Origin of the sequence: Streptomyces sp. NPDC048521 (assembly GCF_043199855.1) — a bacterium.
In the GTDB taxonomy this organism is placed as follows: Bacteria; Actinomycetota; Actinomycetes; order Streptomycetales; family Streptomycetaceae; genus Streptomyces.
The window spans coordinates 179,629-204,147 of the sequence record NZ_JBICWR010000012.1; the positions used below are offsets into that span (position 1 = coordinate 179,629).

20 protein-coding genes and 2 pseudogenes are annotated in these 24,519 nt (G+C 71.8%); 10 read left to right on the forward strand and 12 right to left on the reverse strand.

Going from position 1 to position 24,519, the window contains the following annotated elements; genetic code table 11:
• The first annotated feature begins 43 nt into the window (after nucleotides 1–43).
• Nucleotides 44–2,374: an ATP-binding cassette domain-containing protein gene (locus ACGFRF_RS26600; protein ID WP_393744027.1), complete on the forward strand. Its 2,331-nt coding sequence runs from the start codon at nucleotides 44–46 to the stop codon at nucleotides 2,372–2,374.
• Here the strand turns inward: ACGFRF_RS26600 and ACGFRF_RS26605 are convergent.
• From ACGFRF_RS26605 to ACGFRF_RS26625, 5 genes are all read right to left on the reverse strand, one after another.
• Entirely contained in the window at nucleotides 2,350–3,225 is an 876-nt protein-coding gene (locus ACGFRF_RS26605; protein WP_393744029.1) for a lysophospholipid acyltransferase family protein, read from the reverse strand. The genes ACGFRF_RS26600 and ACGFRF_RS26605 overlap by 25 nt on opposite strands.
• Nucleotides 3,225–3,995 carry a GNAT family N-acetyltransferase gene (locus ACGFRF_RS26610; RefSeq protein ID WP_393744030.1) on the reverse strand — a complete coding sequence of 257 codons (771 nt, stop codon included), beginning with the start codon at nucleotides 3,993–3,995 and terminating at the stop codon, nucleotides 3,225–3,227. Before ACGFRF_RS26610 ends, ACGFRF_RS26605 begins: the two co-directional genes overlap by 1 nt.
• A 308-nt stretch (nucleotides 3,996–4,303) precedes the next feature.
• On the reverse strand, nucleotides 4,304–5,053 hold the full coding sequence (locus tag ACGFRF_RS26615) for a succinate dehydrogenase/fumarate reductase iron-sulfur subunit (protein WP_393744032.1): 750 nt from the start codon (nucleotides 5,051–5,053) through the stop codon (nucleotides 4,304–4,306).
• A complete protein-coding gene (locus ACGFRF_RS26620) occupies nucleotides 5,050–6,999 on the reverse strand; it encodes a fumarate reductase/succinate dehydrogenase flavoprotein subunit (protein WP_393744034.1) in 1,950 nt (649 codons plus the stop codon). The genes ACGFRF_RS26615 and ACGFRF_RS26620 overlap by 4 nt, the downstream gene beginning before the upstream one ends.
• A gap of 1 nt (nucleotide 7,000) precedes the next feature.
• Nucleotides 7,001–7,672: a succinate dehydrogenase gene (locus tag ACGFRF_RS26625; protein ID WP_393744278.1), complete on the reverse strand. Its 672-nt coding sequence runs from the start codon at nucleotides 7,670–7,672 to the stop codon at nucleotides 7,001–7,003.
• 120 nt (nucleotides 7,673–7,792) lie between these two features.
• Here ACGFRF_RS26625 and ACGFRF_RS26630 point away from each other — a divergent pair, with 120 nt between their 5' ends.
• Nucleotides 7,793–8,677 (forward strand): LysR family transcriptional regulator, encoded by an 885-nt coding sequence (locus ACGFRF_RS26630; protein WP_393744036.1) that lies wholly within the window; start codon nucleotides 7,793–7,795, stop codon nucleotides 8,675–8,677.
• A 120-nt stretch (nucleotides 8,678–8,797) separates the two neighbouring features.
• Here ACGFRF_RS26630 and ACGFRF_RS26635 read toward each other — a convergent pair whose 3' ends face one another.
• The 3 genes from ACGFRF_RS26635 to ACGFRF_RS26645 form a co-directional block, all read right to left on the reverse strand.
• Entirely contained in the window at nucleotides 8,798–10,942 is a 2,145-nt protein-coding gene (locus ACGFRF_RS26635; protein ID WP_393744038.1) for a putative bifunctional diguanylate cyclase/phosphodiesterase, read from the reverse strand.
• Complete coding sequence (locus tag ACGFRF_RS26640) at nucleotides 10,939–11,751, reverse strand: SAM-dependent methyltransferase (RefSeq protein WP_393744040.1); 813 nt, start codon at nucleotides 11,749–11,751, stop codon at nucleotides 10,939–10,941. The genes ACGFRF_RS26635 and ACGFRF_RS26640 overlap by 4 nt, the downstream gene beginning before the upstream one ends.
• A 272-nt stretch (nucleotides 11,752–12,023) precedes the next feature.
• A complete protein-coding gene (locus ACGFRF_RS26645; protein WP_393744042.1) occupies nucleotides 12,024–12,989 on the reverse strand; it encodes an SCO0930 family lipoprotein in 966 nt (321 codons plus the stop codon).
• A gap of 833 nt (nucleotides 12,990–13,822) precedes the next feature.
• Between ACGFRF_RS26645 and ACGFRF_RS26650 the strand changes: the two genes are divergently transcribed.
• Both ACGFRF_RS26650 and ACGFRF_RS26655 read left to right on the forward strand, forming a co-directional pair.
• On the forward strand, nucleotides 13,823–13,951 hold the full coding sequence (locus ACGFRF_RS26650; RefSeq protein WP_393744044.1) for a hypothetical protein: 129 nt from the start codon (nucleotides 13,823–13,825) through the stop codon (nucleotides 13,949–13,951).
• Between the two features lie 31 nt (nucleotides 13,952–13,982).
• The gene (locus ACGFRF_RS26655; RefSeq protein WP_393744046.1) at nucleotides 13,983–14,747 is read left to right on the forward strand and encodes a hypothetical protein; all 765 of its coding nucleotides are present in this window, start codon (nucleotides 13,983–13,985) and stop codon (nucleotides 14,745–14,747) included.
• Nucleotides 14,748–14,880: 133 nt separating this feature from the next.
• Here the strand turns inward: ACGFRF_RS26655 and ACGFRF_RS26660 are convergent.
• Nucleotides 14,881–15,285: pseudogene (locus tag ACGFRF_RS26660) on the reverse strand (hypothetical protein); the annotation flags it as partial.
• 999 nt (nucleotides 15,286–16,284) lie between these two features.
• Between ACGFRF_RS26660 and ACGFRF_RS26665 the strand changes: the two are divergent.
• Entirely contained in the window at nucleotides 16,285–16,956 is a 672-nt protein-coding gene (locus ACGFRF_RS26665) for a class F sortase (protein WP_393744280.1), read from the forward strand.
• Between the two features lie 30 nt (nucleotides 16,957–16,986).
• On the opposite strand, the gene ACGFRF_RS26670 is transcribed toward ACGFRF_RS26665, so the two are convergent.
• Nucleotides 16,987–17,817, reverse strand: a complete 831-nt coding sequence (locus ACGFRF_RS26670; RefSeq protein ID WP_393744048.1) for a polysaccharide deacetylase family protein — start codon at nucleotides 17,815–17,817, stop codon at nucleotides 16,987–16,989.
• A 167-nt stretch (nucleotides 17,818–17,984) separates the two neighbouring features.
• A pseudogene (locus ACGFRF_RS26675) lies at nucleotides 17,985–18,806 on the reverse strand (hypothetical protein); the annotation flags it as partial.
• Here ACGFRF_RS26675 and ACGFRF_RS26680 point away from each other — a divergent pair.
• Both ACGFRF_RS26680 and ACGFRF_RS26685 read left to right on the forward strand, forming a co-directional pair.
• A complete protein-coding gene (locus tag ACGFRF_RS26680; RefSeq protein ID WP_393744050.1) occupies nucleotides 18,742–19,212 on the forward strand; it encodes a universal stress protein in 471 nt (156 codons plus the stop codon). The pseudogene ACGFRF_RS26675 and the gene ACGFRF_RS26680 sit on opposite strands and share 65 nt — an antisense overlap.
• A gap of 476 nt (nucleotides 19,213–19,688) precedes the next feature.
• A complete protein-coding gene (locus tag ACGFRF_RS26685) occupies nucleotides 19,689–21,113 on the forward strand; it encodes an amino acid permease (RefSeq protein WP_393744052.1) in 1,425 nt (474 codons plus the stop codon).
• Here ACGFRF_RS26685 and ACGFRF_RS26690 read toward each other — a convergent pair whose 3' ends face one another.
• Nucleotides 21,114–22,268: a CapA family protein gene (locus ACGFRF_RS26690; RefSeq protein ID WP_393744054.1), complete on the reverse strand. Its 1,155-nt coding sequence runs from the start codon at nucleotides 22,266–22,268 to the stop codon at nucleotides 21,114–21,116.
• 216 nt (nucleotides 22,269–22,484) lie between these two features.
• On the opposite strand from ACGFRF_RS26690, the gene ACGFRF_RS26695 reads away from it, so the two are divergent.
• From ACGFRF_RS26695 to ACGFRF_RS26705, 3 genes are all read left to right on the forward strand, one after another.
• The gene (locus ACGFRF_RS26695) at nucleotides 22,485–23,054 is read left to right on the forward strand and encodes a sigma-70 family RNA polymerase sigma factor (RefSeq protein WP_393744056.1); all 570 of its coding nucleotides are present in this window, start codon (nucleotides 22,485–22,487) and stop codon (nucleotides 23,052–23,054) included.
• 142 nt (nucleotides 23,055–23,196) lie between these two features.
• Nucleotides 23,197–23,712, forward strand: coding sequence for a hypothetical protein (locus ACGFRF_RS26700; protein ID WP_393744058.1), 516 nt, complete (start codon nucleotides 23,197–23,199; stop codon nucleotides 23,710–23,712).
• 151 nt (nucleotides 23,713–23,863) lie between these two features.
• Nucleotides 23,864–24,517: a zf-HC2 domain-containing protein gene (locus ACGFRF_RS26705; protein ID WP_393744060.1), complete on the forward strand. Its 654-nt coding sequence runs from the start codon at nucleotides 23,864–23,866 to the stop codon at nucleotides 24,515–24,517.
• Nucleotides 24,518–24,519: the final 2 nt, after the last annotated feature.

Sequence of the window (24,519 nt, forward strand, 5' to 3'; positions counted from 1 at the left end):
GGTTTGTCCCCGTCCCGGCAGGCCCGTACGGAGCGTCCCCCCGATGCACAGCCCCCATGACCCGTACGTCCGCGTCCGCGGCGCCCGCGAGCACAACCTCAAGGGCGTCGACGTGGACGTCCCGCGGGACGTACTGGCCGTCTTCACCGGCGTGTCCGGCTCGGGGAAGTCGTCCCTGGCCTTCGGCACGATCTACGCCGAGGCCCAGCGGCGCTACTTCGAGTCGGTCGCGCCGTATGCGCGCCGGCTGATCCACCAGGTCGGGGCGCCCAAGGTCGGTGAGATCACCGGCCTGCCGCCCGCGGTCTCGCTGCAGCAGCGGCGCTCGGCCCCCACCGCGCGCTCCTCGGTGGGCACGGTCACCAACGTCTCCAACTCCCTGCGCATGCTGTTCTCGCGCGCCGGGGAGTACCCGCCGGGCGCCCAGCGGCTGGACTCGGACGCGTTCTCGCCGAACACCGCGGCCGGTGCCTGCCCCGCGTGCCACGGTCTCGGTCAGGTGCACCAGACCGCCGAGGAGTTGCTGGTCCCGGACCCTTCGCTGTCGATCCGCGAGGGCGCCGTCGCCGCCTGGCCGGGTGCCTGGCAGGGCAAGAACCTGCGGGACATCCTCGACGCGCTCGGCTACGACGTGGACCGGCCCTGGCGCGAGCTGCCCGCCGGACAGCGCGAGTGGATCCTGTTCACCGACGAGCAGCCGGTCGTCACCGTGCACCCGGTCCGGGACGCCGACCGCATCCAGCGCCCCTACCAGGGCACGTACATGAGCGCCCGCCGGTATGTGCTGAAGACCTTCTCGGACACCAAGTCCCCGACGCTGCGGGCGAAAGCCGAGCGCTTCCTGACCAGCGTGCCCTGCTCCGTCTGCGGGGGCAGCCGGCTGCGGCCCGAGGCGCTGGCGGTGACCTTCGGCGGCCGGACCATCGCCGAACTGGCCGCGCTGCCGCTGACCGACCTCGCCGCGCTGCCGGCCGGCCCCTCCGAGACCGCCAGGGTCCTCATGCGGGACCTCACGTCCCGGATCGCACCGGTGGTCGAACTGGGCCTCGGCTATCTGAGCCTGGACCGGCCCACGCCCACGCTCTCGGCGGGCGAGCTGCAACGGCTGCGGCTCGCCACGCAGTTGCGCTCCGGGCTCTTCGGCGTGGTGTACGTGCTGGACGAGCCGTCCGCCGGACTGCACCCGGCGGACACCGAGGCGCTGCTGACCGTGCTGGACCGGCTCAAGGCGGCGGGCAACTCGGTGTTCGTCGTGGAGCACCACCTGGAGGTGGTGCGCGGCGCCGACTGGCTGGTGGACGTGGGTCCCGGCGCGGGCGAGCACGGCGGACGCGTGCTGTACAGCGGGCCGCCTGCGGAACTGGCGTCGGTCGAGGAGTCGGCGACCGCCGCGTTCCTCTTCGACGAGTCACCGGGACCGGGACGGGAAGTCCGTGAGCCGCGCGGCTGGTTGACGGTGGGCCCCGTGACCCGGCACAACCTGCGCGCGGTGACGGCCGAGTTCCCGCTCGGCGTGTTCACCGCCGTCACCGGCGTCTCCGGTTCCGGGAAGTCCACGCTCATCGGCGCGTTGACGGAGGACCTGGCGGGGGTGGACCGCCTGGTCCGGGTGGACCAGCGGCCGATCGGGCGCACGCCGCGCTCCAACCTGGCCACCTACACGGGCCTGTTCGACGTCGTACGCAAGGTGTTCGCCGCCACCGAGGAGGCGCGGGCGCGCGGGTACGGCGCCGGACGCTTCTCCTTCAACGTGGCCGGAGGGCGCTGCGAGACCTGCCAGGGCGAGGGGTTCGTCAGCGTGGAGCTGCTGTTCCTGCCCAGCACCTACGCCCCCTGCCCCGACTGCCGGGGCGCCCGCTACCAGCCCGAGACGCTGCGGGTGACGTACCGGGGACGCACCATCGCCGAGGTGCTCGACCTGACGGTGGAGACCGCGGCGGAGTTCTTCGCGGACATCCCGGCCGCGGCCCGCAGCCTGGGCACGCTGCTCGACGTGGGCCTCGGCTATCTGCGCCTCGGCCAGCCGGCGACCGAGCTGTCCGGCGGCGAGGCGCAGCGGATCAAGCTGGCGAGCGAGTTGCAGCGCGGCCGCCGCGGCCACACCCTCTACCTGCTGGACGAGCCGACGACCGGACTGCACCCGGCCGACGTCGAGGTGCTGATGGACCGGCTGCACGGGCTGGTCGACGCCGGGCACACGGTCGTGGTGGTCGAGCACGACATGACGGTGGTCGCCGGCGCCGACTGGGTGATCGACCTGGGACCGGGCGGCGGCGACCGAGGCGGCCGGATCGTGGCGGCCGGTCCCCCGGAGCGAGTGGCCCGGGAGCCGGCCGGCGCGACAGCGCCCTATCTGGCGCGGGTCATGCCCTGAGCGGTGGGTGGCGCGGTGTGCGACGTCATCGGTCGGTCCGCGAGCAGGGCCGTGTGGGTCCAGGCGGGCCCGGGGGTGGGAGGCTGGGCCGCGTGGGCGAGGGCGCGGCGGTCGGGGTGGCTGCCCGGCGGGATCACCGGCCGTATCTCCACCTCGGCGACCAGGCCCCGGGTACGGGCCACCCGCCACAGGGAGGCGAGCAGGGTGTCGTCGCCGACGAACGCCGCCGCGGTGCCGGGCCCGCCGCCGTGCTGCCGGTAGCGCAGGCTGACCGGCTGCACGGGCACGCCCGCGTCCAGCGCGGCCTGGAAGACGGCCCGGCGGAAGGGCCCGTGGGCCCGCCCGCACCAGGTGCTGCCCTCCGGGAAGGCGGTCACGGCCGCGCCCCCGCGCAGGGCGCCGGCGATCCGGGCGACCGTGCCCGGCAGGGCGCGCAGCCGGTCCCGCTCGATGAACAGGGTCCCGCCACGCGCGGCCAGCGCGCCCGCCACCGGCCATTTTCCGACCTCGGCCTTGGCGAGCATCCGGGCGGGGCGTACGGCGGTCAGCAGCGGGATGTCCAGCCAGGAGACGTGGTTGGCGACCAGCAGCAGCCCGCCGGCCGGTGGCGCGGCGCCGGTGAGGCCGACCCGGACCCCGACGGCCCGCACGATCATCCGGCACCACCGCCCGACCCACTCGGCGGGGATCCGCCCCCGCCGCCGGGCGAACGGGGCCAGCACGATCCCGGCCAGCACCAGCGCGGTGACCGCGGTCAGCCGCAGTACGGCACGGGGTACGGCCGCGGCGGTCCGGGCCGGCTCCACGCAGGCGCCCGGGGTGCAGGGCGCGCTGGGCAGCCAGGCGCTCATCAGGCCGGCACGAGGGAGAGGAAGTGCCGCAGGTAGCGCGGGTCGACCCGGCGCATCGACAGCAGCACGTACAGGTCGGCGACCCCGAAGTCCGGGTCGTGCGCGGGCTCGCCGCACACCCAGGCGCCGAGGCGGAGGTAGCCGCGCAGCAGGGCGGGCAGCTCAGGGCGTCCGGCCGGGGCCCCGGTGTTCGGGATCCACGGCAGCAGCGGCCGTACCCGGAACTCCTCGGGTGCCAGGTGCTTGGCGCGCGCCCGCTCCCAGGTGGCGGTGGCGAGGGCGCCGCCGTCGGCGAGCGGCACCGAGCAGCAGCCGGCCAGCCATTCGTGACCCCGGTCGATCATGTAGCGGGCGATGCCGGCCCAGATCAGGCCGATGACGGCGCCGTCACGGTGGTCGGGGTGCACGCAGGAGCGGCCGACCTCGACCAGGCCGGGCCGGATCGCGTCGAGTGCGGTCAGTTCGAACTCGCCCTCGGAGTACAGCCGCCCGGCGACCGCCGCCCGCTCCGGCGGCAGCAGCCGGTAGGTGCCGACGACCTGCCCGGTCACGGTGTCGCGCACCAGCAGGTGGTCGCAGTACGCGTCGAACGCGTCGATGTCGTGACCCGGCTCCGCGGTGGTGAGCAGGGCGCCCATCTCCCCGGCGAAGACGTCGTGCCGCAGCCGCTGTGCGGCACGGACGTCGCCCTCGTCGCGGGCGAGGGTGACGGTGTAGCGGGTGGGTGCCGCGGGCTGCGGAGGTCGGGGAAGCGTGGTGACGCCGGTCATGGCTCTCTCCATGGTCACGGGCCGGGGTCGGCGAGGAGCGGCAGACCGGCGCTCCGGCCTGCCGCTCCTGTTCTGCCGACGCCGGTTGGCGTACGCGTGACCGATGGCGGGAGAGGGGGTGTGGGGTTGCTGAACGGCGTGGACGGGCATCCCGGTGGAACACCAGACGGGGCCGGCGCGAGCACCTGCCCCGGCCCCGCCCGTTCGCCACCCGGCGAACGTTTCGGTGTCCTCGCTCGGGGCGCGGGGAACTGCGCGACCGGCCCCCACGCACCCGCGGCCCGAGAGCGACCCCACCAGGGCGGTCGCTACCTCTTGCCCGCCTTCCGGGTGGCCCGCAGCCACTCCTTGTTCATGCTCGTGATGGACACCAGCGGAATGCCCTTCGGGCAGGCGGTGGCACACTCACCGGTCAGCGTGCATCCGCCGAAGCCCTCCTCGTCCATCTGCGCCACCATGTCCAGCACCCGCGTCTCCCGCTCGGGCGCCCCCTGTGGCAGGACGTTGAGGTGGTTGACCTTCGCGGAGGTGAACAGCATCGCCGCGCCGTTGGGGCACGCGGCCACACACGCCCCGCACCCGATGCACTCCGCGTGCTCGAACGCGAAGTCGGCGTCGGCCTTCGGCACCGGCGTGGCATGTGCCTCCGGAGCGGATCCGGTCGGGGCGGTGATGTAACCGCCGGCCTGGATGATCCGGTCGAACGCCGACCGGTCGACCACCAGGTCCTTGATCACCGGGAAGGCGGCGGCCCGCCACGGCTCGATGTCGATCGTGTCGCCGTCCTTGAAGGACCGCATGTGCAGCTGGCAGGTGGTGGTCCGCTCCGGTCCGTGCGCGTCGCCGTTGATGACCAGGCTGCACGCGCCGCAGATGCCCTCGCGGCAGTCGTGGTCGAAGGCGACCGGCTCCTCCCCGGAGAGGATGAGCTGTTCGTTGAGGACGTCCAGCATCTCCAGGAAGGACATGTCGGGCGAGATGTCGTCCACCTCGTAGGTGGACATCGCTCCTTCGGCGCCGGCGTTCTTCTGCCGCCAGACGCGCAGGGTGAGCTTCATGCGTAGCTCCGCTGGGTGGGGTGGACGTACTCGAAGACCAGGTCTTCCTTGTGCAGGACGGGCGCCTCGCCGGTGCCGGTGAACTCCCAGGCGGCGGCGTAGGAGAACTCGTCGTCCTTGCGGGCGGCCTCGCCGTCGGGGGTCTGGGACTCCTCGCGGAAGTGGCCGCCGCAGGACTCGCTGCGGTGCAGCGCGTCGAGGCACATCAGCTCGGCCAGCTCCAGGTAGTCGACGATCCGATTGGCCTTCTCCAGCGACTGGTTGAACTCCTCGCCGGTGCCGGGCACCTTGATGCGCCGCCAGAACTCCTCCCGGATCTGCGGGATCCGCTCCAGGGCCTTGCGCAGGCCGGAGTCGGTGCGGGCCATGCCGCAGAACTCCCACATCAGTTCGCCGAGTTCGCGGTGGAAGGAGTCCGGGGTGCGGTCGCCGTCCACCGCCAGCAGCAGGCTCAGCCGGTCCTCGGTCTCCGCCAGCACCTCCTGGACGACCGGATGCCCGGTGGTCACCGGGTCCTGGTGCGGGTTGCGGGCCAGGTAGTCGTTGATGGTGGCCGGCAGGACGAAGTAGCCGTCGGCCAGGCCCTGCATCAGCGCGGAGGCGCCGAGCCGGTTGGCGCCGTGGTCGGAGAAGTTGGCCTCGCCGATCGCGAACAGGCCGGGGACGGTGGTCTGGAGGTCGTAGTCGACCCACAGGCCGCCCATCGTGTAGTGCACGGCCGGGTAGATCCGCATCGGCACCTCGTACGGATCCTCGTCGGTGATCCGCTGGTACATGTCGAAGAGGTTGCCGTACTTGGCCTCGACGGCCTTGCGGCCCATGCGCTCGATGGCGTCGGCGAAGTCCAGGTAGACGCCCTGGCCGCCGGGGCCCACTCCCCTGCCCTCGTCGCAGACGTTCTTCGCGGCGCGGGAGGCGATGTCACGCGGGACCAGGTTGCCGAAGGACGGGTAGATGCGCTCCAGGTAGTAGTCGCGCTCGTCCTCGGGGATCTGGTTCGGCGGCCGGTTGTCGCCCTTCGCCTTGGGCACCCAGATCCTGCCGTCGTTGCGCAGCGACTCGCTCATCAGCGTCAGCTTGGACTGGTGGTCGCCGGTGCGCGGGATGCAGGTCGGGTGGATCTGGGTGAAGCACGGGTTGGCGAAGTACGCGCCGCGCCGGTGCGCCCGCCAGACGGCGGTCGCGTTGGAGTTCATGGCGTTGGTCGACAGGTAGAAGACGTTGCCGTAGCCGCCGCTCGCGAGGACGACCGCGTCCGCGAAGTAGGTGTCGATCTTGCCGGTGACGAGGTCACGGGCCACGATGCCGCGGGCCCGCCCGTCCACCACGATCAGGTCCAGCATCTCGGTGCGCGGGTGCATCTCCACGTTGCCGGCGGCGATCTGCCGGGACAGCGCCTGGTAGGCGCCCAGCAGCAGCTGCTGGCCCGTCTGGCCACGGGCGTAGAACGTGCGGGACACCTGGACGCCGCCGAAGGAACGGGTGTCGAGCAGCCCGCCGTACTCCCGGGCGAACGGCACGCCCTGGGCCACGCACTGGTCGATGATCTCCACGGAGATCTGCGCCAGCCGGTGCACGTTGGACTCGCGCGCCCGGAAGTCGCCGCCCTTGACGGTGTCGTAGAACAGCCGGTGGACCGAGTCGCCGTCGTTGCGGTAGTTCTTCGCCGCGTTGATTCCGCCCTGCGCGGCGATGGAGTGGGCCCGGCGCGGGGAGTCCTGGTAGCAGAACTGGACGACGTGGTAGCCCTGTTCGGCGAGTGTGGCGCCCGCGGAGCCGCCCGCGAGGCCGGTGCCGACGACGATGATCGTGTGCTTGCGCCGGTTGGCCGGGTTGACCAGCTTCGCCTCGAAGCGGCGCTTGTCCCAGCGCTCGTTGATGGGGCCGGAGGGTGCCTTGCCGTCGACGACCGGCTCTCCGGTTGCGTAGTCCGCGTAGGTAGTCATGTCAGCTCACCACTCCGGTCATGACGCCCACGGGTACGGCGATGAAGCCGGCCGTGAGCAGCAGCGCGAGGACGTCGGCGATGGTCTTCAGGGCGCGGTCGCGGGTGCGGCTGCCGACGCCGAGGGTCTGGGCGGCGCTCCAGAAGCCGTGCCGGATGTGCAGTCCGAGCGCGAGCATCGCGACGATGTAGATGACGTTGCCGTACCAGGTGGAGAAGGTGTCCACGACGTTCTGGTACGGGTGCCCCTCCTGGAAGCCGCCCGGGTGCACGGTGCCGGTGGTCAGGTCCAGGATGTGCCAGACGATGAACAGGCCGAGGATGATCCCGCCCCAGCGCATGGTGCGGGTCGCGTAGCTGGCCCTCGGCTTCTTGTGCACGTACTTGCTGGGCCGTGCCTTGATGTCGCGGCGGCTGAGCTGGTAGGCGGACGTGGCGTGGGCGACCACGGCGGCGACGAGGACGATCCGGATGAGCCAGAGCGTCCACTCGTAGTGCATGAAGGGTTCGCCGACCGTGCGCAGCCAGTGCGCGTAGTGGTTGAACTCCCCCGCGCCGAAGAAGATCTTCAGGTTGCCGATGACGTGCGCGACCAGGTACAGCAGCATGATCACGCCGCTGACGGCCATCACCGTCTTCTTGCCGACGGAGGAGTCCCACATCGTGCGCGCCATGGACGGCCGTCGGTCCGTCCGCGTTGCCAGAGCCATGGAACAGCACGCTAGGGCCGAAGGGCCCGATCGGTCCAAGACATGGTACGGCTTGTTTCCATAGGCGACAGCTATCCTGGCAGGATGCAGTTCCAGCAGCTCCAGTACTTCGTCGCCGTCGCCGAGACCCGGCACTTCACCCGGGCCGCCGAGCTGGTCCATGTCGCCCAGCCGTCGCTGTCGCAGCAGATCAAGGCGCTGGAGCGGGAGCTGGGCGCGGATCTGTTCCTGCGCGCCCGGGGCAACATCACGCTGACCGACGCGGGCGAGGCGCTGCTGCCGCTGGCCCGGCGCATCCTGGCGGACGCGGACACGGCCCGGCACGAGGTGCAGGAGCTGGTGCAGCTGCGCCGGGGACGCGTGCGGCTCGGGGCGACGCCGAGTCTGTGCACGGGGCTGCTGCCGGACGTGCTGCGCGCCTTCCACGACCGCTATCCCGGCATCCAGCTGCTGATCGAGGAGGGCGGCTCGCACGATCTGGTGCGGGAGCTGGCCCGCGGGGCGCTCGACCTGGCCCTGGTCGTGCTGCCGCTGCCGACGCCCGCCCCCGCACTGACCACGGTGGAATTGCTGCGGGAGGACCTCGTGGTGGTGTCCTCGCCGGAGGTGCCGGCCCCGGGGCGGGGTGGCCGGGTGGTCGACATCGGCGACCTGGAGGGCGAGCGCCTGGTGATGTTCCGGCACGGCTACGACCTGCGCGAGCTGACGGTGGCCGCGTGTCGCTCCGCCGGGTTCGAGCCGGATTTCGCCGTGGAGGGCGGCGAGATGGACGCGGTGCTGGGGTTCGTCCGGGCGGGGCTGGGGCTGGCCGTGGTGCCGCGGATGGTGGCCACCCGGGCCGGGCGGGGGTTGCGGGTCACTCCGCTCGCCCGGCCGGGGTTGCACCGCACGATCGCGTTGGCCCACCGCAGTGATGTGGCTCCGCCTCGGGCCGCTCGGGAGTTGCAGCGGATGCTGCTCGAGCGGTGAGGGCGGATCCGCCCCGGACGCGTCCGTGTGGCGAGCGGCGTTCGGGGGCGCGGGTGCGGCGTGGTGTGCCGCGCAGTTTCCCGCACCCCTGGGGAACTGCGCCTGCCCGCACCCGCCTGCTCAGCCCGTGGCGTCCACCAGTGCCAGGTCGTGCAGCCGCTCCGGTGGGCCCGGGCGGGCGTAGTACCAGCCCTGGGCGGTGTCGCAGCCCAGGATGCGCAGCTGCTCGGCCTGGGCACCGGTCTCCACGCCCTCGACGGTGACCGCGAGGTCGAGGCTGTGGGCGAGGGAGACGATGCCCTCGACGATCTTGAGGTCGACCGGGTCCGCGGGGAACTGCTGCATGCCCTGGGTGAAGGAGCGGTCCAGCTTGAGGATGCTCACCGGCAGGCGGCGCAGGTTCGCCAGATTGGAGTACCCGGTACCGAAGTCGTCCAGGGCGATGTCGACACCCATCTCCGCCAGCCGGCGCAGCGGCTTGAGCAGATCGTCGTCGGCGCCGATCAGCGCCGACTCGGTGACCTCCAGGCACAGCGCGTCCGGCGCGACGCCCGCGCGTTCGAGGATGTCGACGGTGTCCTGCACCAGACCGGAGTGGCTCAGCTGGACGGGCGACAGGTTGACGTTGATGCGCAGCGGGCCGGCGGCCGTCTCGTCGCCGTGCCGTTCTCGCCAGGCGCGGGCCTGGCGGATGGACTCCTCCAGGACCCAGCGGCCCAGCGGGACGATCAGGCCCGTGTGCTCGGCGAGCGGGATGAACCGGTCGGGGCCGAGGACACCGTGCTGCGGGTGCAGCCAGCGGACCAGGGCCTCGGCGCCGCGCACGCTGCCGTCGCCGAGATGGACGAGCGGCTGGTACTCGATGAAGAACTCGCCGCGCTCCAGGGCGGTGGGCAGGGCCGTGGTCAGGCCGTGGCGGGTGATCGCGCGGGCGTCGGCCTCCGGATCGGCCAGTTCCGAGCGGTTGCCGCCCGCCGACTTGGCCCGGTACATGGTGATGTCGGCGCTGCGCAGCACCTCCGCCGCGGTGCGCTCGCCCGCCGGGCCCTCGACGATGCCGAGGCTGCCGCGGACCATGAGGTCCCGGCCGTCGATGCTGATCGGGGTGACCAGCGCGTTCATGATCCGCTCGGCGAGTTCGTCCACCGTGCGCTCGGTGCCGGGCCCGGTGGTCAGCGCCACGAACTCGTCGCCGCCGAGCCGGGCGACCATCTCGCCGGGCGCGGTCGCGCAGGACTGCAGCCGGTCGGCGACCTCCACCAGCAGCCGGTCGCCGGCCGCGTGGCCGAGGCTGTCGTTGATGGTCTTGAAGCCGTCCAGGTCGAGGTAGCACAGCCCGAAACGCTGGCCCTCGCCGGCGCTCAGGGCCTTCTCCAGCCGCTCGAAGAACAGGGTGCGGTTGGGCAGTCCGGTGAGCGCGTCGTGGGTGGCCTCGTAGCGCAGCCGGAGGTTGAGCAGCCGGCGTTCGGTGGTGTCCTCCATGAGGGCGAGCTGGTACTGCGGATTACCGTCGGCGTCGCGCAGCAGGGAGACCGTCAGATTGGTCCACAGGACCGTGCCGTCGGTGCGGTTGAACGCCTTCTCCACGTGGTAGTGCTCGCGCTGGCCGCGGACGAGTTCCTCGTACAGCCGCCAGGTCTGCGGTGCGTCCTCGGGGTGGGTCCAGTCCAGCACCCGGCGGCCGCGCAGGGACTGCTCGGAGAGGCCGAACATGCGCAGGAGGGCCTTGTTGACCTGCAGGACGTTGCCCTCGAGGTCGGCGATGCCGATTCCTATGGCAGCGCCCTCGAAGACCGCGCGGAAGCGGGCCTCGCTGGCGTGCAGCGCCTGCGCCACCACTCCCTGGGCCCGCAACGCGGCCTGTGCGATGGCCTCTTGTTCGGCGAGCGTGCGGTCGCGCAGCGCCTGCGCGTACCCGGCGGCCATCGCGTGCTGCAACCGCGAGGAACGCAGCCGCAGTTCGTCCTGGGGGCCGTCATCGCCGCAGTACAGGACCAGGTAGGCGTCGACGCAGTCCAGGGTGCGGGTGAGCGCCTCGGGGTCGGTGCAGTGCGCCTCGACCAGCGCGGCCCCGACCGCCCGCGCGCCGTCCGCGTCGAAGAGCCGCGCCCGCAGCAGCTCGCTCAACCGGCGTGCGAGCGGCAGCAGTCGTTCCTCGAACTCCGCGCGGGTGAGCGACGTCGAGGTCACCGGGAAGACCGCCCGGCCCCAGATCGTCGTCAGCCGGCGCAGTCTGTCCTCCGGCCCGTCCGGCTCCGCGCTCACGCCGTACGCCCCACGCCGGCGAATCCGGAGAAGGCATACGGATCCTCGTCCTCCGGCGCCGACTCCGGGCGCCAGTGCGGCATCGGCACCAGTCCGGGTTCCACCATGTCGTACCCCTCGAAGAACCGCGCGATATCGTCGCGCGAGCGCATGATCAGCGGGTTGCGAATGTCCTTGTATACGTCCACCGCGCCCTCGGCCCGCTCGGCAGGCGCCGGGATTCCCTCGTACGAGGCATGGGTGAGGATCAGCAGGCTGCCGGGCGCGAGCGCCTCGCGCAGCTCGGCCACCGCACCGTACGGGTCGTCCGCGTCTTCCACGAAGTGCAGTATGGCAACGAGGAGGAGGGCCACTGGCCGATTCAGGTCGATCAGCCGCTCCAGTCGGGGACTTGACAGGATCTCCTGCGGCTTGCGCAGATCCGCGGCGACGACGTCCGCGTGGTCGTTCCCCTCGAGGACCGCCTGGCTGTGCGCGACGGCGACCGGGTCGTGGTCGACGTAGACGACATGGGCGCCGGGTACGACTGCCTGGGCCACCTCGTGCACATTGCCGAAGGTGGGGATGCCGGAGCCGATGTCGAGGAACTGGCTGATGCCCTCCTCGGCCGCGAAGCGCACGGCCCGGCGCATGAACGCCCTGTTCGCCTGCATGATCTTCGGCAGGCCCGGCATGAACTCCATGGCTTTGCGGGCCGCTTCCCGGTCGACCTCGAAGTTGTGCGAACCGCCCAGGTAGTAGTCGTAGATCCGCGAGACGCTGGGCACCGAGATGTCGATGCTCCGGGGGGCCCAGGCGGGACGCTCCATGTATCTCTCCAAGGCGTGGACGACAGGCGTAGGCGATCCGGTGTTCGAGCAGAGGCTACTGATCGCCTGCCGAAGGAGCGACCTGAAACGGAAATTGACCATCCGTTCCCGGTCACTGCCTGCGGCAAGTGCCCGTATGACCCCGCTGCGTGACGGCTGCGCCGGCAACCGACGCCGTACGTACAACGGTCCGCCCCCTCCGTGCGGTGCGGAGGGGGCGGACCTTCGGTCGCGCGCCGGTCGGGCGGGGTGATCGACCCTGGGGAGGTGATCTAGTTGCCCGGCGCGCCGACCGGCTTGCCGTCGGGCGAGACGGCGTACCAGGTGCCGCCCACGCCCTGACCGTTGGTGTCCCCGGGGGCCTTGTCACCGGAGAAGGTGTAGATCGGCCAGCAGTTGACGGTCATCTGCTTCACTCCGTCGGGCCGGGTGAAGGGCATGAGCCCCTTCTTCTTCACGCCCTCGGTGTCGTCGGCGCCGACCGGGGCGACGGCCGGCCACTTCTCCAGGCAGGCGCCGGTGCAGTTGGAGACGGACTTCGGCCAGGCCTGGTCCTTCATGAAGCGGTAGACCGTCCTGCCGTTCTTGTCGACGACGATGTCACCGAGCTTGGGGTCCTTGCGGACGGACAGCCCGGGCAGGGACGACAGCGCGGCCTTCTTGCCGTTGGGGGCGAGCGCGAACCACTTGCCGCCCACGCCCTGGCCGTTGACGTCACCGGCGTTGACGTCCTTGGCGTAGCGGTAGGCGGGCCAGCCGCCGACGGTGAGCTGCTTGCTGCCGTCGGCGCGGGTGACCTCACCGAGCAGCGCCTTGTCGATGCCGGCGCCGGCGGTGGCGTCGTCGGCGGGCACCGGCGGCCAGGTGGTGGCGCAGTCGCCGTCGCAGTTCGACTTGGGCGGATTCGCGGTGTCCTTGTCGAACCGGTACAGGGTCAGGCCGGAACCGTCGGTCAGCACATTGCCCAGGTCGGGATTGGTGGCCACGGTCAGCTTGCCCGCGGGGGCGGCCGGGGCCGGGGAGCTGGAACTCTGGTTGCCGTCGGCGCCGTAACCGTTGCCCGCGCCGGTCGCGGTCCCGGTGCCCGGGTTGCCGTAGTCGCCCGCGGGCGCCGTGGCCCCGACGTTCTGGGCCGACGACGCGGGAGCGCCGGCGTTGTCCTGACCGCACGCCGTCGTCAGCGCCAGCACCGAAGCGGCTGTGGCCACCAGTGCGGCGGTCCGCCAGGAGGTCTTCATCGTCAACTCCCCATATTCGCCTGAATATTGCAGCGCCTGCAGCGCCCTGCTGCGCCGCCGCACGGCCATGGGTACGGGGCGGAGGGGCCGGAGCGTTCAACGGGACGCGAAGTTCTTCGCGATTTTCTTCCCGAACGCTGTGACACGTGCCGTCGACGGAGGCCCGCAAAGGCGTACGGGCGTACGGGCGTACGGGCGTACGGGCGTACGGGCGTACGGGCGTACGGGCGTACGGATCGTGCCGGTCGGGACTCTTCGGTGGGTCAAACCATTGATGGCACTATGTCCCTCCTTCGGAGCAATCCCGACGCACTACGGCGTACGACCGTGTTCCGCACCCCATGATCTTCGTCGTGCATGGACCCGAAGTGACCCGATGCGCGCCCGCCGCAAAGGCGTTGGCCCTGCTGACGCTGACCTGGACCCTGGTGGGCTGCCCGGTCGGCAGCGCGTCGGCCGACGCCTGCGCGTCCGCCTCGACGGGCCCGGACGGCGCGGTGGCGGTGGCCTACGCCGGCGGCCACCACTGGCCCACTCCCCCGCCCTGCCCGGAGCCGACACCGCCGCCGTGCCCGCCCACACCGACGCCGACTCCGACACCACCCCCACCCCCACCCCCGCCACCGCCACCGCCACCGCCGAAGCCCACACCGACTCCGCGGCCGACACCGAAACCGACGCCGAAACCCACCCCCCGGCCGACGCCGCCCGCCCGGCCCGTCCCGGCTCCCCCGGCACCCCGGCCGGTTCCCACGCCCCCTCCGCCGCCGCCGGCACCCGAGCCCAAGCCGACGCCGAAGCCGAAGCCGACCCCGCGGCCGTCGGTGACCCCGGTGAGCTACCCGGCGTACCACCCCCATCCGGCCGGCCACCACGCGCCCGGCCGCACCACGCCGGTCACCTACGTCCTGCTCATCACCGTCCCCGCGATCGTCGCCGTCGCGGCGCTGCGCCCGCGCTGACGCGCCGGCCGCTCACCTCTGGAGGCACCTGTTGTCGGATTGGCTTGTTCTCGTCCTCGCGATGCTGGGGGCCTGTGCCGTGGTGGTGGTCGTCACCCTGGTGCGGCACAAGAGGGCTCCCGAGGACGAGGATCCCAGCGAGACCCCGGACGTCATCGAGTACATGACGATGTGGATCGGCGTCGTGTACGCCATCGTCCTGGGCCTGGCCATCGCGGGCGTGTGGGAGGCCCGCAACTCCGCCCAGGACCACGTGCAGTCCGAGGCCCAGGCGCTGCACGAGATCTCGGAGCGGGTCCGGGTCTATCCGCCGGACGTCCGGGACCGCGTCCGGGACGACATCGACGCCTACGTCGGCTACGTCGTGCACACCGAGTGGAAGACGATGGGGGACGACGGGCACGTCACGGACCGAGGCACCGAACTGCTCCACAGGGTCCGCCAGGACGTCACCGACTACCAGCCCAGGAGCGACTTCGAGGCGCAGGCCTATCAGCCGCTGCTGGACCAGATGGCCACCGCCGACCAGGCCCGCAACGCGCGCGCCGACTCCACGGGGGCCACCATGCCGCCGGTGGTGTGGTGGGGGCTGCTCGCGGGGGCGGTGATCACCATCGGCATGGTGTTCGCGCTGCAGATCCGGCGGACGAAACGCGAGTTGGTCCTGGCCGGACTCTTCTCCGCGACCATCGCGTTCATGCTGTTCCTCATCTGGGACTTCGACGCCCCCTACAGCCGGGGCATCGCGGTGACCGCCGAGCCCTTCCTGAACCTGTTCCCGACCATGACGGGGTGATCCCCGGCCGCCGGGGGCTCTGCCCCGGCGGCGCGTGTCACGGCAGACCTCGGCCCCGGTTCCCACGAGGTACCGGGGCCAGAGCCTGGTGAACGTGCGCCGCGCCGTGCCGTGGGGACGGCCGCAACGGGGCTCAGACGCGCTTCTCGTGCCGGCGGCGCAGCCAGAAGGCACCACCGCCGAGCACGGCCATGGCCACCAGACCACCGCCGATGGCCATGTCCGCGGGCGTCGCGCCGCCGGACTTGCTGCCACCGAGGCCGCCCTGCACACCGCCGAGCACGGTGAAGGCCCCCGGACGGGTCAGCGTACGGCCGTCGCAGCGGACGGTGATGTCGTACCGGCCGGGCCGGGCGCCACGGTCGACGGTGACGACGCCCCGCGCGGTGTCGCCCCGGAACGGCGTGAGCGGGGCGGGACGGAAGGCACGGGAGGCCATCTCGCCGCCTCGGCAGCCGTCCACGGTGACGGTGAGCCGGCCCCCGGCGGGGATCACACTGGGCGTGGCGACGATGTTGCGCGGGTTGCCGTCCCCGCCCCGGCCGCCGAAATCACCGCCAAAGCCCCCGAAGTTGTCCCCAGGGCCGAAGTTGTCGTTGCCCCGGCCGTTCCCGTTGCCGAATCCGTTCCCGTTGCCGAATCCGTTGCCGAATCCGTTCCCGTGACCGTTACCGAAGCCGTTCCCATTCCCGTGACCGTTGCCGAAACCGTTGCCGTTCCCGTGACCGTTGCCGAAACCGTTGCCGTTCCCGAAACCGTTGCCGTTCCCGTGACCGTTGCCGAAACCGTTGCCGTTCCCGAAACCGTTGCCGTTCCCGTGACCGTTACCGAAGCCGTTCCCGAAACCGTTGCCGTTGGGGAAGCCGTTCCCGTTGGGGAAGCCGTTGCCGTTGGGGAAGCCGTTGCCGAAGCCGTTCCCGTTGGGGAAGCCGTTTCCGTTGCCGATGCCGTTTCCATTGCCGATGACGCCGCCGGTGCCGGGGACGATGACGGTGCTGCCGGTGCCGCCGATGCCGGTGCCGCCGATGCCGCCGATGCCCCCGATGCCGATGCCGCCGATGCCAGTGCCGCCGGTGATGCCGGTGCCGCCGGTGCTGCTCGGCCCGCCCCCGTTGCCCATGCCGTCCGCGACGGCCACGGGGGCGGCTAGCCCGAGCGCGGCGACCGCGGCGAGCGCGGCCGCCAGGGCACGTTGGTTTCGCATGTGATCCTCCGCGGGAGGCGCCCGGGTCCCGTCCCCGGTCGATCGGCGAGAAAACACCTCCCAGGAGAGACCCTCAGACCCCCGGAACACGCCCGCATGTCGAGAATGGTCCGTCCTGGTGAGGCGACACGCCGAACGAAAACCACACAATCGGATATTGCCGCAGGTCACGGACCGTCAGAAAAATCCTGGAGGCTGCAACTCGGATGGCGCACCGGGAAAGCGCCGGGCCACCCGTTCGCCGTTCGCCCCGTCGCCCTTCGCGCGCGCGGGACTTAGCGTTTTCCCATGCGCGACGGACGTGGCGGCGGCCGCGTCGAGAGGGGATGGCGAATGTTGGCGTCCGAGTTGGCCGAGCTTGCCGAAGCGGAGGAGCGGCGGAAGAAACGCGCCCCCTGGGGCGTGATAGCGCTTGTTCTGCTGACCGGCCTGGCGCTCATTCGGAACGGTTCGGGGGAGTTCGACGTCGGCCCCCCGCAGCCCGCGTCCGCGGCGGCTCCGGACAGCCGCACCACCCCCGACACCTTCGCCGCAGCGCCCACCTCGCTGCCGTTCTCCGCCGTCGACCGGATCCGGATCCCCGCGATCCAGGTCGACGCGCCGGTCATTCCGGTCGGGCTGGACACGAACGGCTGGGTCGGCGCGCCACCGCCGGACGACCCCAACCTGGCCGGCTGGTTCACCGGCGCGGTCTCCCCCGGCGAGAAGGGCACCGCCGTCGTCGTCGGCCACGTCGACAACAAACAGGGCCCCGCCGTGTTCTACGGTCTCGGGGCCCTGAAGAAGGGAAACCGGGTCGAGATCCTGCGCAAGGACGGAAAGACCGCCGTGTTCGACATCTACGGGGTCGAGGTCTTCGAGAAGAGCAATTTCCCCGGCGACCGGGTGTACGGCTCGAAGGGCAATCCGGAACTCAGGGTCATCACCTGCGGTGGCGACTTCTCCAAACAGAAGGGCTACGACGGCAACGTCGTCGCCTTCGCCCGCCTGGTCGCGGTCACCTGAGGCCGTGCGGCCGGGCGGGCGAGAACCCGGTCACGTACGGCGGCGCGGGACGGTGAGGTGGTATCCGGAGTCGATCAGGTAGGGCAGCCATTCACGGATCGCCCGTACGGTCTGCGAACGGTCGCCGCCGGCGTCGTGGGAGAGCACCACGACGCCGGGGGCGGCGCCGCCCTCCACGCGGTCGACGATGGTGCTCGTGCCGGGCTCCTCCCAGTCGGTGGTGTCGACGGTCCAGGCCATCGGCTCCATGCCCATCTCGGCGCCCAGTTGGAAGGCGGCCCGGTTCCAGGCGCCGTAGGGTGCCCGGAACCACTGGGGGCGTTCGCCGTAGGCGTCCTCGATGACCTCCGTGGTGCTCTCCATCTCGGCGCGGATCTCCCCGCGGTCCAGGGTCGTCAGCAGCGGGTGCGTCCAGGTGTGGTTGCCGACGACGTGCCCCTCGGCCGCCATCCGGGCCAGCAGTTCCTTGTTGTCCACGGCCATCTCGCCGCACACGAAGAACATCGCCCGGACGTCGTACTTGGCGAGGGTGTCCAGGATGTGCGGGGTGTACTCCGGGTTGGGTCCGTCGTCGAAGGTCAGCACCATGCGCCGGCCGCGGCCGGAGACCCGCAGAATGGGTTCCTCGCGCACCTCGAGCTTGCGTGGCGCGGCCCGCGGCGGTCCGTATCCGGTGAGCGGCTGGAGCCGGAAGGCGGAGGGTTTGAGGGCCTGCTGGGCCTGCGGACCGGAGACGGGGGCGGCGGTCCCGGCGGTCTCCTCGCCGCCTGCCAGGACGACTCCGGCGGTGCCCGCGGCCCCCACGGCGGCGGCGCCGGCCAGGAGCATCCGGCGCCGCGTGAACAACTGATCCTTCTGCATGACTCATCAGTCGCCCCGGCAGACTCCGGCGCACCACAACGACACCGGTGCGGCGGCGCGAATGCACCCGGACGGCCCAGTGAACGCAGGTGACAGCGACGGCGTACGAGCGGGAACGGCAGCGTCTCACGGATCGTCAGGCCGATGAGGAACATGATCAGCCGGTCGACGCCGACGCCGACGCCGAGTCCGCCGGTCGGGGGCATCGCGTGTGCGAGGGCCTCCAGGACGTACTCGTCCAGCTCCGCGTAGGCGGTGCCGAGTTGGGTGCCGGAGGCGACGAGGTCCCGGCGTTCGGCGAGCCGCGGGTCGGTGTGGTGCTGCCGGGGGAACGGGGAGACGTCGGCCGAGAAGTCCTTCACGGCGGCGGAGCGGGCGGGGAGCACGGCGAAGACGGTGCCGCCGAAGTCCCGGACCGCCATGAGGCGTCCGGCCACGGTGACGTCCTCGTCGGGCGGTACGTCGGCGAGGGCGTGGGTGGGGGCGGGACGCCGACGGGATAGGGGTCGGTGCCGCCCTCGCTCGGCCGGTCGAGCCTGCGGTGCCGGACGCGGACCTGGTCGGGCAGGTCCGCGTCCGGGGCGGCGGGCCCGGCCTGGTCCCCTCCGTCGAGGCCGAGCGCCGTCGGGGACGGCAGCCCTTCCTTGGTGACGGGCCGCTGCCCGGACCTCGGGTGCCCCTTTCCCGCGGGTACCACTCCGGGCGGCACTGGCGTCGGAGCGGTACAGGGCCTCCAACTGCCACCAGCGGGAGAAGAACAGCAGCAGGCGGCGCCAGAGCCGCAGGACGGGTCCGGCGCCGATGCGGGCGCCCTCGCCGGTGCCGGGCGCGGGATGCGCCGGGACGTGCCGGGTGCCGGGCGCGGGGCCCGGCGAGCGGCCCCGCTTCGTGGTCGGAGCTGCTGGTTCCGATAGCCTCACGGCCGTGACGGAACAGCACGAACAGCATGCGCACCGGTTCGAGCGGGGGACGGACGGGCCGAAGGTCATCCTGGTCGGGGTGGACGGCTCCGACTCCTCGCTGCGTGCCGCCGCCTACGCGGGCGGTCTGGCCCGGCGGCAGCACGCGCTGCTGGCCCTGGTGTACGTGCAGCCGGTGCTGGCGGCCGGGGCGGCGCTCGGGGCGCCGGTGGCGGAGACGACCGACGAGATCGCCGAGGACCTGATCGCGCAGATCCGCGAGGCGGCCGAGCGGGTCAAGGGCATATTCGATCTGCGCTGGGAGTTCCACACCTTCCGCGGCGACCCCTACAACGGCCTGGTGAAGGCGGCCGACGAACTCAAGGCGGACGCGGTGGTGGTGGGTGCCTCGGAGCAGGCCGGGCACCGGATCATCGGCTCGGTGGCGGTGCGGCTGGTGAAGGCGGGGCGCTGGCCGGTGACGGTCGTCCCGTAGGGCGCCGCACCGGCAGCGGGGCCGCGAGCCGCGGCACTCCGGCCAGAACAGCGCGGTGCGCGGGCCGGTGAGGACGGCGAGCGGGCCCCCACACGACGAACAGGCCGCACACGGCGGGCAGGGCGGCGGTGACGGGCTTGCCGGTGACCGACCGGGCGGCGGGGTACGGGCCGACCCGGTCGGCCGGGCTCGGGTCGAGGCGCTCGGGTGGCGAGGACGGGGTCGGGCACGCACACGCAGGTGATCAGGCCGGCCCCGACCGCCATCACCAGCAGCGGGAGCGGCCACCGGGGGACGAAGGCGCGACCGAGCGGGCTCGCCGCCCTGCGTGCCCATCGCGCCGCCCGGTCCCCGGCCGTTCCGCATCCAGTACAGGGACGCCCGCCTGGGCCGTGCGTGGCGTCTTCCGTCCGGGGCGCGCCTGAGACATCATGATCCGCCGTCAGCCGTTTGCCTTCGGCGAAGAGGTGAGGCGCATGGCCAAGCTCCGTACGGGTGAGGGGATTCTCCGCCGCAAACCCATCGAACACATCGAGGAGACGGAGGTCGGCGAGGGCACCCGCCTGGACAAGTCGCTGGGGCTCTGGCAGCTGACCGCGATCGGCGTGGGCGGCATCATCGGCGCGGGCATCTTCACGCTGGCCGGCACGGTGGCCAACGGCATCGCCGGGCCCGCGGTGCTGGTGTCCTTCCTGATCGCCGGTGTCGCGAGCGCCTGCGCGGCGCTGTCGTACGCCGAGTTCGCCGGGCTGATCCCGAAGGCGGGATCGGCGTACACCTACGGCTATGCGGTGCTCGGTGAGTTCGCGGGCTGGTTCATCGGCTGGGACCTGCTGCTGGAGTACACGGCGATCGTGGCCGTGGTGGCCATCGGCATCTCCGGTTACTTCGGCTTCCTGGTCGAGGAGATGGGCGCGAACCTGCCGGACTGGATGCTGGGCGCGCCCGGCACCGGACAGGGGCATCAGGTCGACCTGTTCGCGGCCGTGCTGTGCGTGCTGATCGCCTGGCTGCTCAACCTGGGCATCCGCACCGCGGCCCGCTTCGAGACGTTCGTGGTGGCCCTGAAGGTGCTGGTGGTGCTGCTGGTGATCGGGGTGGGCCTGTTCCACATCAGCACCGCGAACTATCACCCGTTCTTCCCGTTCGGCATCAGCGGGGCGTTCACCGGTGCGGCGACGGTGTTCTTCGCGGTGTTCGGCTACGACGCGATGTCGACGGCGGCGGAGGAGTCGAAGGACGCGCAGCGGCACATGCCGAAGGCGATCATCTACTCGCTGGCGATCTCCATGGTGCTGTACGTGGCGGCCTGTCTGGTGCTGACGGGCATGCAGAACTACAAGGACATCGACCCGGAGAGCGGCTTCTCGACGGCGTTCAAGTCGGTGGGGCTGGGCGCGCTCGCGGACGTGATCGCCGTGGGTGCGATCATCGGCATCCTCACGGTGATGTTCACGTTCATGCTGGGCGTGACCCGGGTGTGGTTCTCGATGTCCCGTGACGGGCTGCTGCCCACGTGGTTCGCCAAGACGCATCCCACGCGGCACGTGCCGACCCGGGTCACCTGGATCGTCGGGCTCGCGTCGGCCGCCATCGCCGGGTTCGTCCCGATCGGGCAGGCGGCCGAACTCACCAACATCGGCATCCTGCTGGCGTTCGTGGTGGTGTGCGCGGCGGTGATCGTGCTGCGCTACCGGCAGCCCGAGCTGCCGCGTACCTTCCGTACGCCGTGGATGCCGTTCGTGCCCGCGCTGGGCATCGTCTTCTCCATCTGGCTGATCACGTTCCTGCAGTGGCAGACCTGGGTGCGGTTCGCGGTGTGGTTCGCGATCGGGTGCGTGATCTACTTCGGCTACTCCTACCGGCGCTCGGTGCTCGCCGAGCGGCCACCCGCCGGGTGATCACTCCCCCATGACCAGGCCGTCCTCGGCGGCCCCGCGGCTGAGGACCACGTCCCTGATCCGGTCGCGCACGTTCTCCAGTTCGGCGCCCTGGGCGATCGCCTGGTTGAGGTTGACGACCCGGCCGGCGTCCAGGTCGTACAGCTGCGGGACGAACTCCGCCTTGGCGACCTGCCAGCGGCCGCCCGGTCCGGTGGGCGGGACGAAGGTGAAGCGGCCCAGGGTGGACTCGTTGCCGCGCCGGTCCTGGACGCCGTGGTCGTTGTACATCTCGCCGGCGATCTGGTCGCCCATGCCGTAGATCACCCAGGTGCCGTTGACCTTCTCGTACGCCTGCGGGACGTGGGCGTGGGTGCCGAGGATCAGGTCGATGTCCGGGCGGCCGTTGGTCGCCGAGGCGGTCAGCCGCTGGGCGAGGCCGAGCTGGAGCTGGTCGGGCTCGTCCTGCCATTCGGTGCCCCAGTGCACGGAGAGCACGACCACGTCGGCGCCGGCCTGCCGGGCGGCCCGGGCCTCGGCGATCATGCGGTCGGGGTCGATCAGGTTGACGGCCCAGGGTTGTCCGGACGGCAGCGGGTGGCCGTTCGTGCCGAACGTGTACGACAGGTGCGCGACCTTGGCCGGGCCCGCCTGGTGCACGGTGACCGAGCGGGCCTCGGCCTCGCTGCGGGCGGTACCGGCGTGTCTGAGGCCCGCCTGGTCCATGGTGTCGAGGGTGCGCCGGATACCCCGGGCGCCGTCGTCCAGGGCGTGGTTGGTGGCGGTGGAGCAGCCGTCGTAGCCGGCCGCGGCGAGGCCCTGGGCGATCTGCGGCGGGGATTTGAAGGTGGGGTAGCCGGAGTAGTCGCCGTCGGCGCCGTAGACGGTGTCCAGGTGACACAGTGCCAGGTCCGCGCGGGAGACGACCGGCTCGACCCCGAAGAGCATGGGACGGAAGTCGAAGCCGCTGCCGTTCGCGTCGAAGTCCGCCCGGTCGATGACGGAGTTGTGCGGCAGGACGTCGCCGGAGGCGACGAGGGTGAAGCCGCGGACGGCGGAGGCGGTGGGCGCCGGATGCTTGGACTCCTGGCGGTCCTGGTTCTGGCAGGCCGCCGCCGCCGCGAGGAGGGCGGTCAGGGCCAGGGCCAGGGCCATCTGCTGCCTGCGACGGATCATCAGCTCACCCCAAGATCTTCGTATTTACAGACAAAGCCGTGACGGGCATATGGGTACGAATCTGGCTCCCCGCGTAAACGGCCCAGGCGGTCTCATTAACCCGTCCGGTGCCCTGCCGGACCGTTTGTCCGACCGTTCGCCGACGCGATCGACCGCCCGCCGCAGAGCCGTGCGCACCCCCTGTGCCCCGGCCGCGCCCTGCGCTGCCATACGGCCATGACGGCCGGAACCTCACTGATCCACGGGACGACGACACCGACCCACGGGACGACGACCGCCGAGCACGAGCTGGCCGCACTCCAGCGCGAGCACGGCGGGCCCCTGTTCGCCCTGCTGCTCAGGCTCTGCGACGGGGACCGGCAGCGCGCCGAGGACCTCGTGCAGGAGACCCTGGTGCGCGCCTGGCAGCATCCCGAGGCGCTGCACGCCGACGACTTCGACTCCGTACGGCCCTGGCTGCTGACCGTCGCCCGGCGGCTCGCGATCGACGCCCGGCGGGCCCGGCAGGCCCGGCCGCCCGAGGTCGGCGACGCGGTCCCGGAGAACGCCCGGGTGACCGCCGACCACGCCGAGCGGGCCGCCGCGGTGCTGGATGTCCGGGAAGCTGTGAAGACACTCACGCCGGAACACCGTGACGTTCTGGTACTCGTGTATTTCCGCGGGGCCAGTGTGGCGGAAGCGGCGCAGACCCTGGGCATCCCACCCGGTACCGTGAAGTCTCGCGCGTTCTACGCGCTGCGCGCCCTGCGCCGGGTCCTTCCGGGTTACGCGGCCGACCTGCGGTGAAACCGGAAGCCAGGTCAAACCTCGGTAAAGCGCCTTGCTGTGGCCCCCGTTCGGGCATGGGCTGTCCTCATCCGCGTTCCGGGCGGGGGCGGGGTCCGGGGGTTCGGGCGACGCGCACGTACCGGAGGAAGGGCAGGAAGGGATGCTGCACAGAGGTCACGAGAGCACGGACGGCACCGGCGGCGGTGAACTGACCGTCCCGATGGCCTGGTTGTACGCCGAGTACATCGCCGACGAGTTGCTGCGCACCGGCGATCTGATGCCGCCGACGTCCTTCGAGTTCCGGGCCGGCCGGGACGCGCTGGCGCTGACCGTCTTCCTGTCCGACACCGACGGGGAACTCTCCGGGATCCGGGTGATCTCACAGCTGGAGCACTGGCTGTCACTGACCGCCTACGACCAGCCGTGGCGCGACTGGGTGCGCGAACGCCTGGCCGAGCTGACCGCCGGGGACGCCGAGGCGGGCAGCCCCTCGCCCGACCTGGCGCTCGCCGCGGACGCCTGGCGCTGGCTGGAGGAGACCGAGCTGCTCGCGCCGGATCTGGACGCCGTACCGGGCGGCGGCGCGGTGTTCGGCGAGGACGACGGGCCGAAGGTGTGGACGCCTGCCTGGCGGCTCGGGCTGCCCCTCGGGCACCTCGCGATCCATCTCTTCTGACCAGACCGAAATTCACACCAATCCGCGGGCCGGACCGCTCCGAATCTCTTGTCCGTGATTCTGTGCCTGGCTTGAGTGATTCGGCTGTCGGCTGCGTACGGGTGGGAGCAAGGAGTAACCCTTCCCCCACCCTTCGGCACGAGGATTCGGCATGAGGTCCCTGGAAAGGCATCGCGACGTCGGCGCGTACGCGCTCGGCGTGCTGGACGAGGCGGAGGCCTTCCGCTTCGAGGACCACCTCATGGAGTGCCCTCAGTGCGCGGCACACGTGACCGAATATGGACCCGCGGCCCGGCAGTTGATGCTCTACCGCCGGGCCACGCCGCGCTTCGTGCACCCCATGGCACAGCCCGGTCCCCGGTTGCTGGACCGGCTGCTCGGCGACCTCTCCCGCCGCCGGCGGGCACGGCGCCGCCGGCTGCTGTACGGCCTGGCCGCCTCGGTGGTGCTGGCCGTGGCAGGACCCGGGATCGTGGCCTTCGCCGGCCATACGGACCCGGCCACGCGTGTCACCGCGGCGACCGATCCGCACTCCGGGGTGTGGGCGCGGGTCACCTCCGAGGACGAGGACTGGGGCAGCGACCTGCGGCTGGAGGTCAAGGACGGTTCGGGTTCGCGCGCCTGCCGGCTCGTGGCGATCGGGCGTGACGGCACGGAACAGGTCGTCGCCGGCTGGACCAACCCCGGCCGGGGCACCGGGCCCACCACGACGCTCGGCGCCGCCGAGATGCACCCGGACCAGATCGCCCGCTACGAGGTCCGCACGGCGGACGGACAGCCCCTGGTGACCCTCCAGGCGCCATAGGG

What these genes read in the sequence shown, in the direction of transcription:
- ACGFRF_RS26645 (WP_393744042.1), bottom strand. Translation starts at nt 12,989, where the DNA reads ATGAAGACCTCCTGGCGGACCGCCGCACTGGTGGCCACAGCCGCTTCG.
- ACGFRF_RS26620 (WP_393744034.1), bottom strand. Translation starts at nt 6,999, where the DNA reads ATGACTACCTACGCGGACTACGCAACCGGAGAGCCGGTCGTCGACGGC.
- ACGFRF_RS26600 (WP_393744027.1), top strand. Translation starts at nt 44, where the DNA reads ATGCACAGCCCCCATGACCCGTACGTCCGCGTCCGCGGCGCCCGCGAG.
- ACGFRF_RS26695 (WP_393744056.1), top strand. Translation starts at nt 22,485, where the DNA reads ATGACGGCCGGAACCTCACTGATCCACGGGACGACGACACCGACCCAC.
- ACGFRF_RS26690 (WP_393744054.1), bottom strand. Translation starts at nt 22,268, where the DNA reads ATGATCCGTCGCAGGCAGCAGATGGCCCTGGCCCTGGCCCTGACCGCC.
- ACGFRF_RS26705 (WP_393744060.1), top strand. Translation starts at nt 23,864, where the DNA reads ATGAGGTCCCTGGAAAGGCATCGCGACGTCGGCGCGTACGCGCTCGGC.
- ACGFRF_RS26610 (WP_393744030.1), bottom strand. Translation starts at nt 3,995, where the DNA reads ATGACCGGCGTCACCACGCTTCCCCGACCTCCGCAGCCCGCGGCACCC.
- ACGFRF_RS26615 (WP_393744032.1), bottom strand. Translation starts at nt 5,053, where the DNA reads ATGAAGCTCACCCTGCGCGTCTGGCGGCAGAAGAACGCCGGCGCCGAA.
- ACGFRF_RS26665 (WP_393744280.1), top strand. Translation starts at nt 16,285, where the DNA reads ATGTTGGCGTCCGAGTTGGCCGAGCTTGCCGAAGCGGAGGAGCGGCGG.
- ACGFRF_RS26630 (WP_393744036.1), top strand. Translation starts at nt 7,793, where the DNA reads ATGCAGTTCCAGCAGCTCCAGTACTTCGTCGCCGTCGCCGAGACCCGG.
- ACGFRF_RS26625 (WP_393744278.1), bottom strand. Translation starts at nt 7,672, where the DNA reads ATGGCGCGCACGATGTGGGACTCCTCCGTCGGCAAGAAGACGGTGATG.
- ACGFRF_RS26685 (WP_393744052.1), top strand. Translation starts at nt 19,689, where the DNA reads ATGGCCAAGCTCCGTACGGGTGAGGGGATTCTCCGCCGCAAACCCATC.
- ACGFRF_RS26700 (WP_393744058.1), top strand. Translation starts at nt 23,197, where the DNA reads ATGCTGCACAGAGGTCACGAGAGCACGGACGGCACCGGCGGCGGTGAA.
- ACGFRF_RS26605 (WP_393744029.1), bottom strand. Translation starts at nt 3,225, where the DNA reads ATGAGCGCCTGGCTGCCCAGCGCGCCCTGCACCCCGGGCGCCTGCGTG.
- ACGFRF_RS26640 (WP_393744040.1), bottom strand. Translation starts at nt 11,751, where the DNA reads ATGGAGCGTCCCGCCTGGGCCCCCCGGAGCATCGACATCTCGGTGCCC.
- ACGFRF_RS26670 (WP_393744048.1), bottom strand. Translation starts at nt 17,817, where the DNA reads ATGCAGAAGGATCAGTTGTTCACGCGGCGCCGGATGCTCCTGGCCGGC.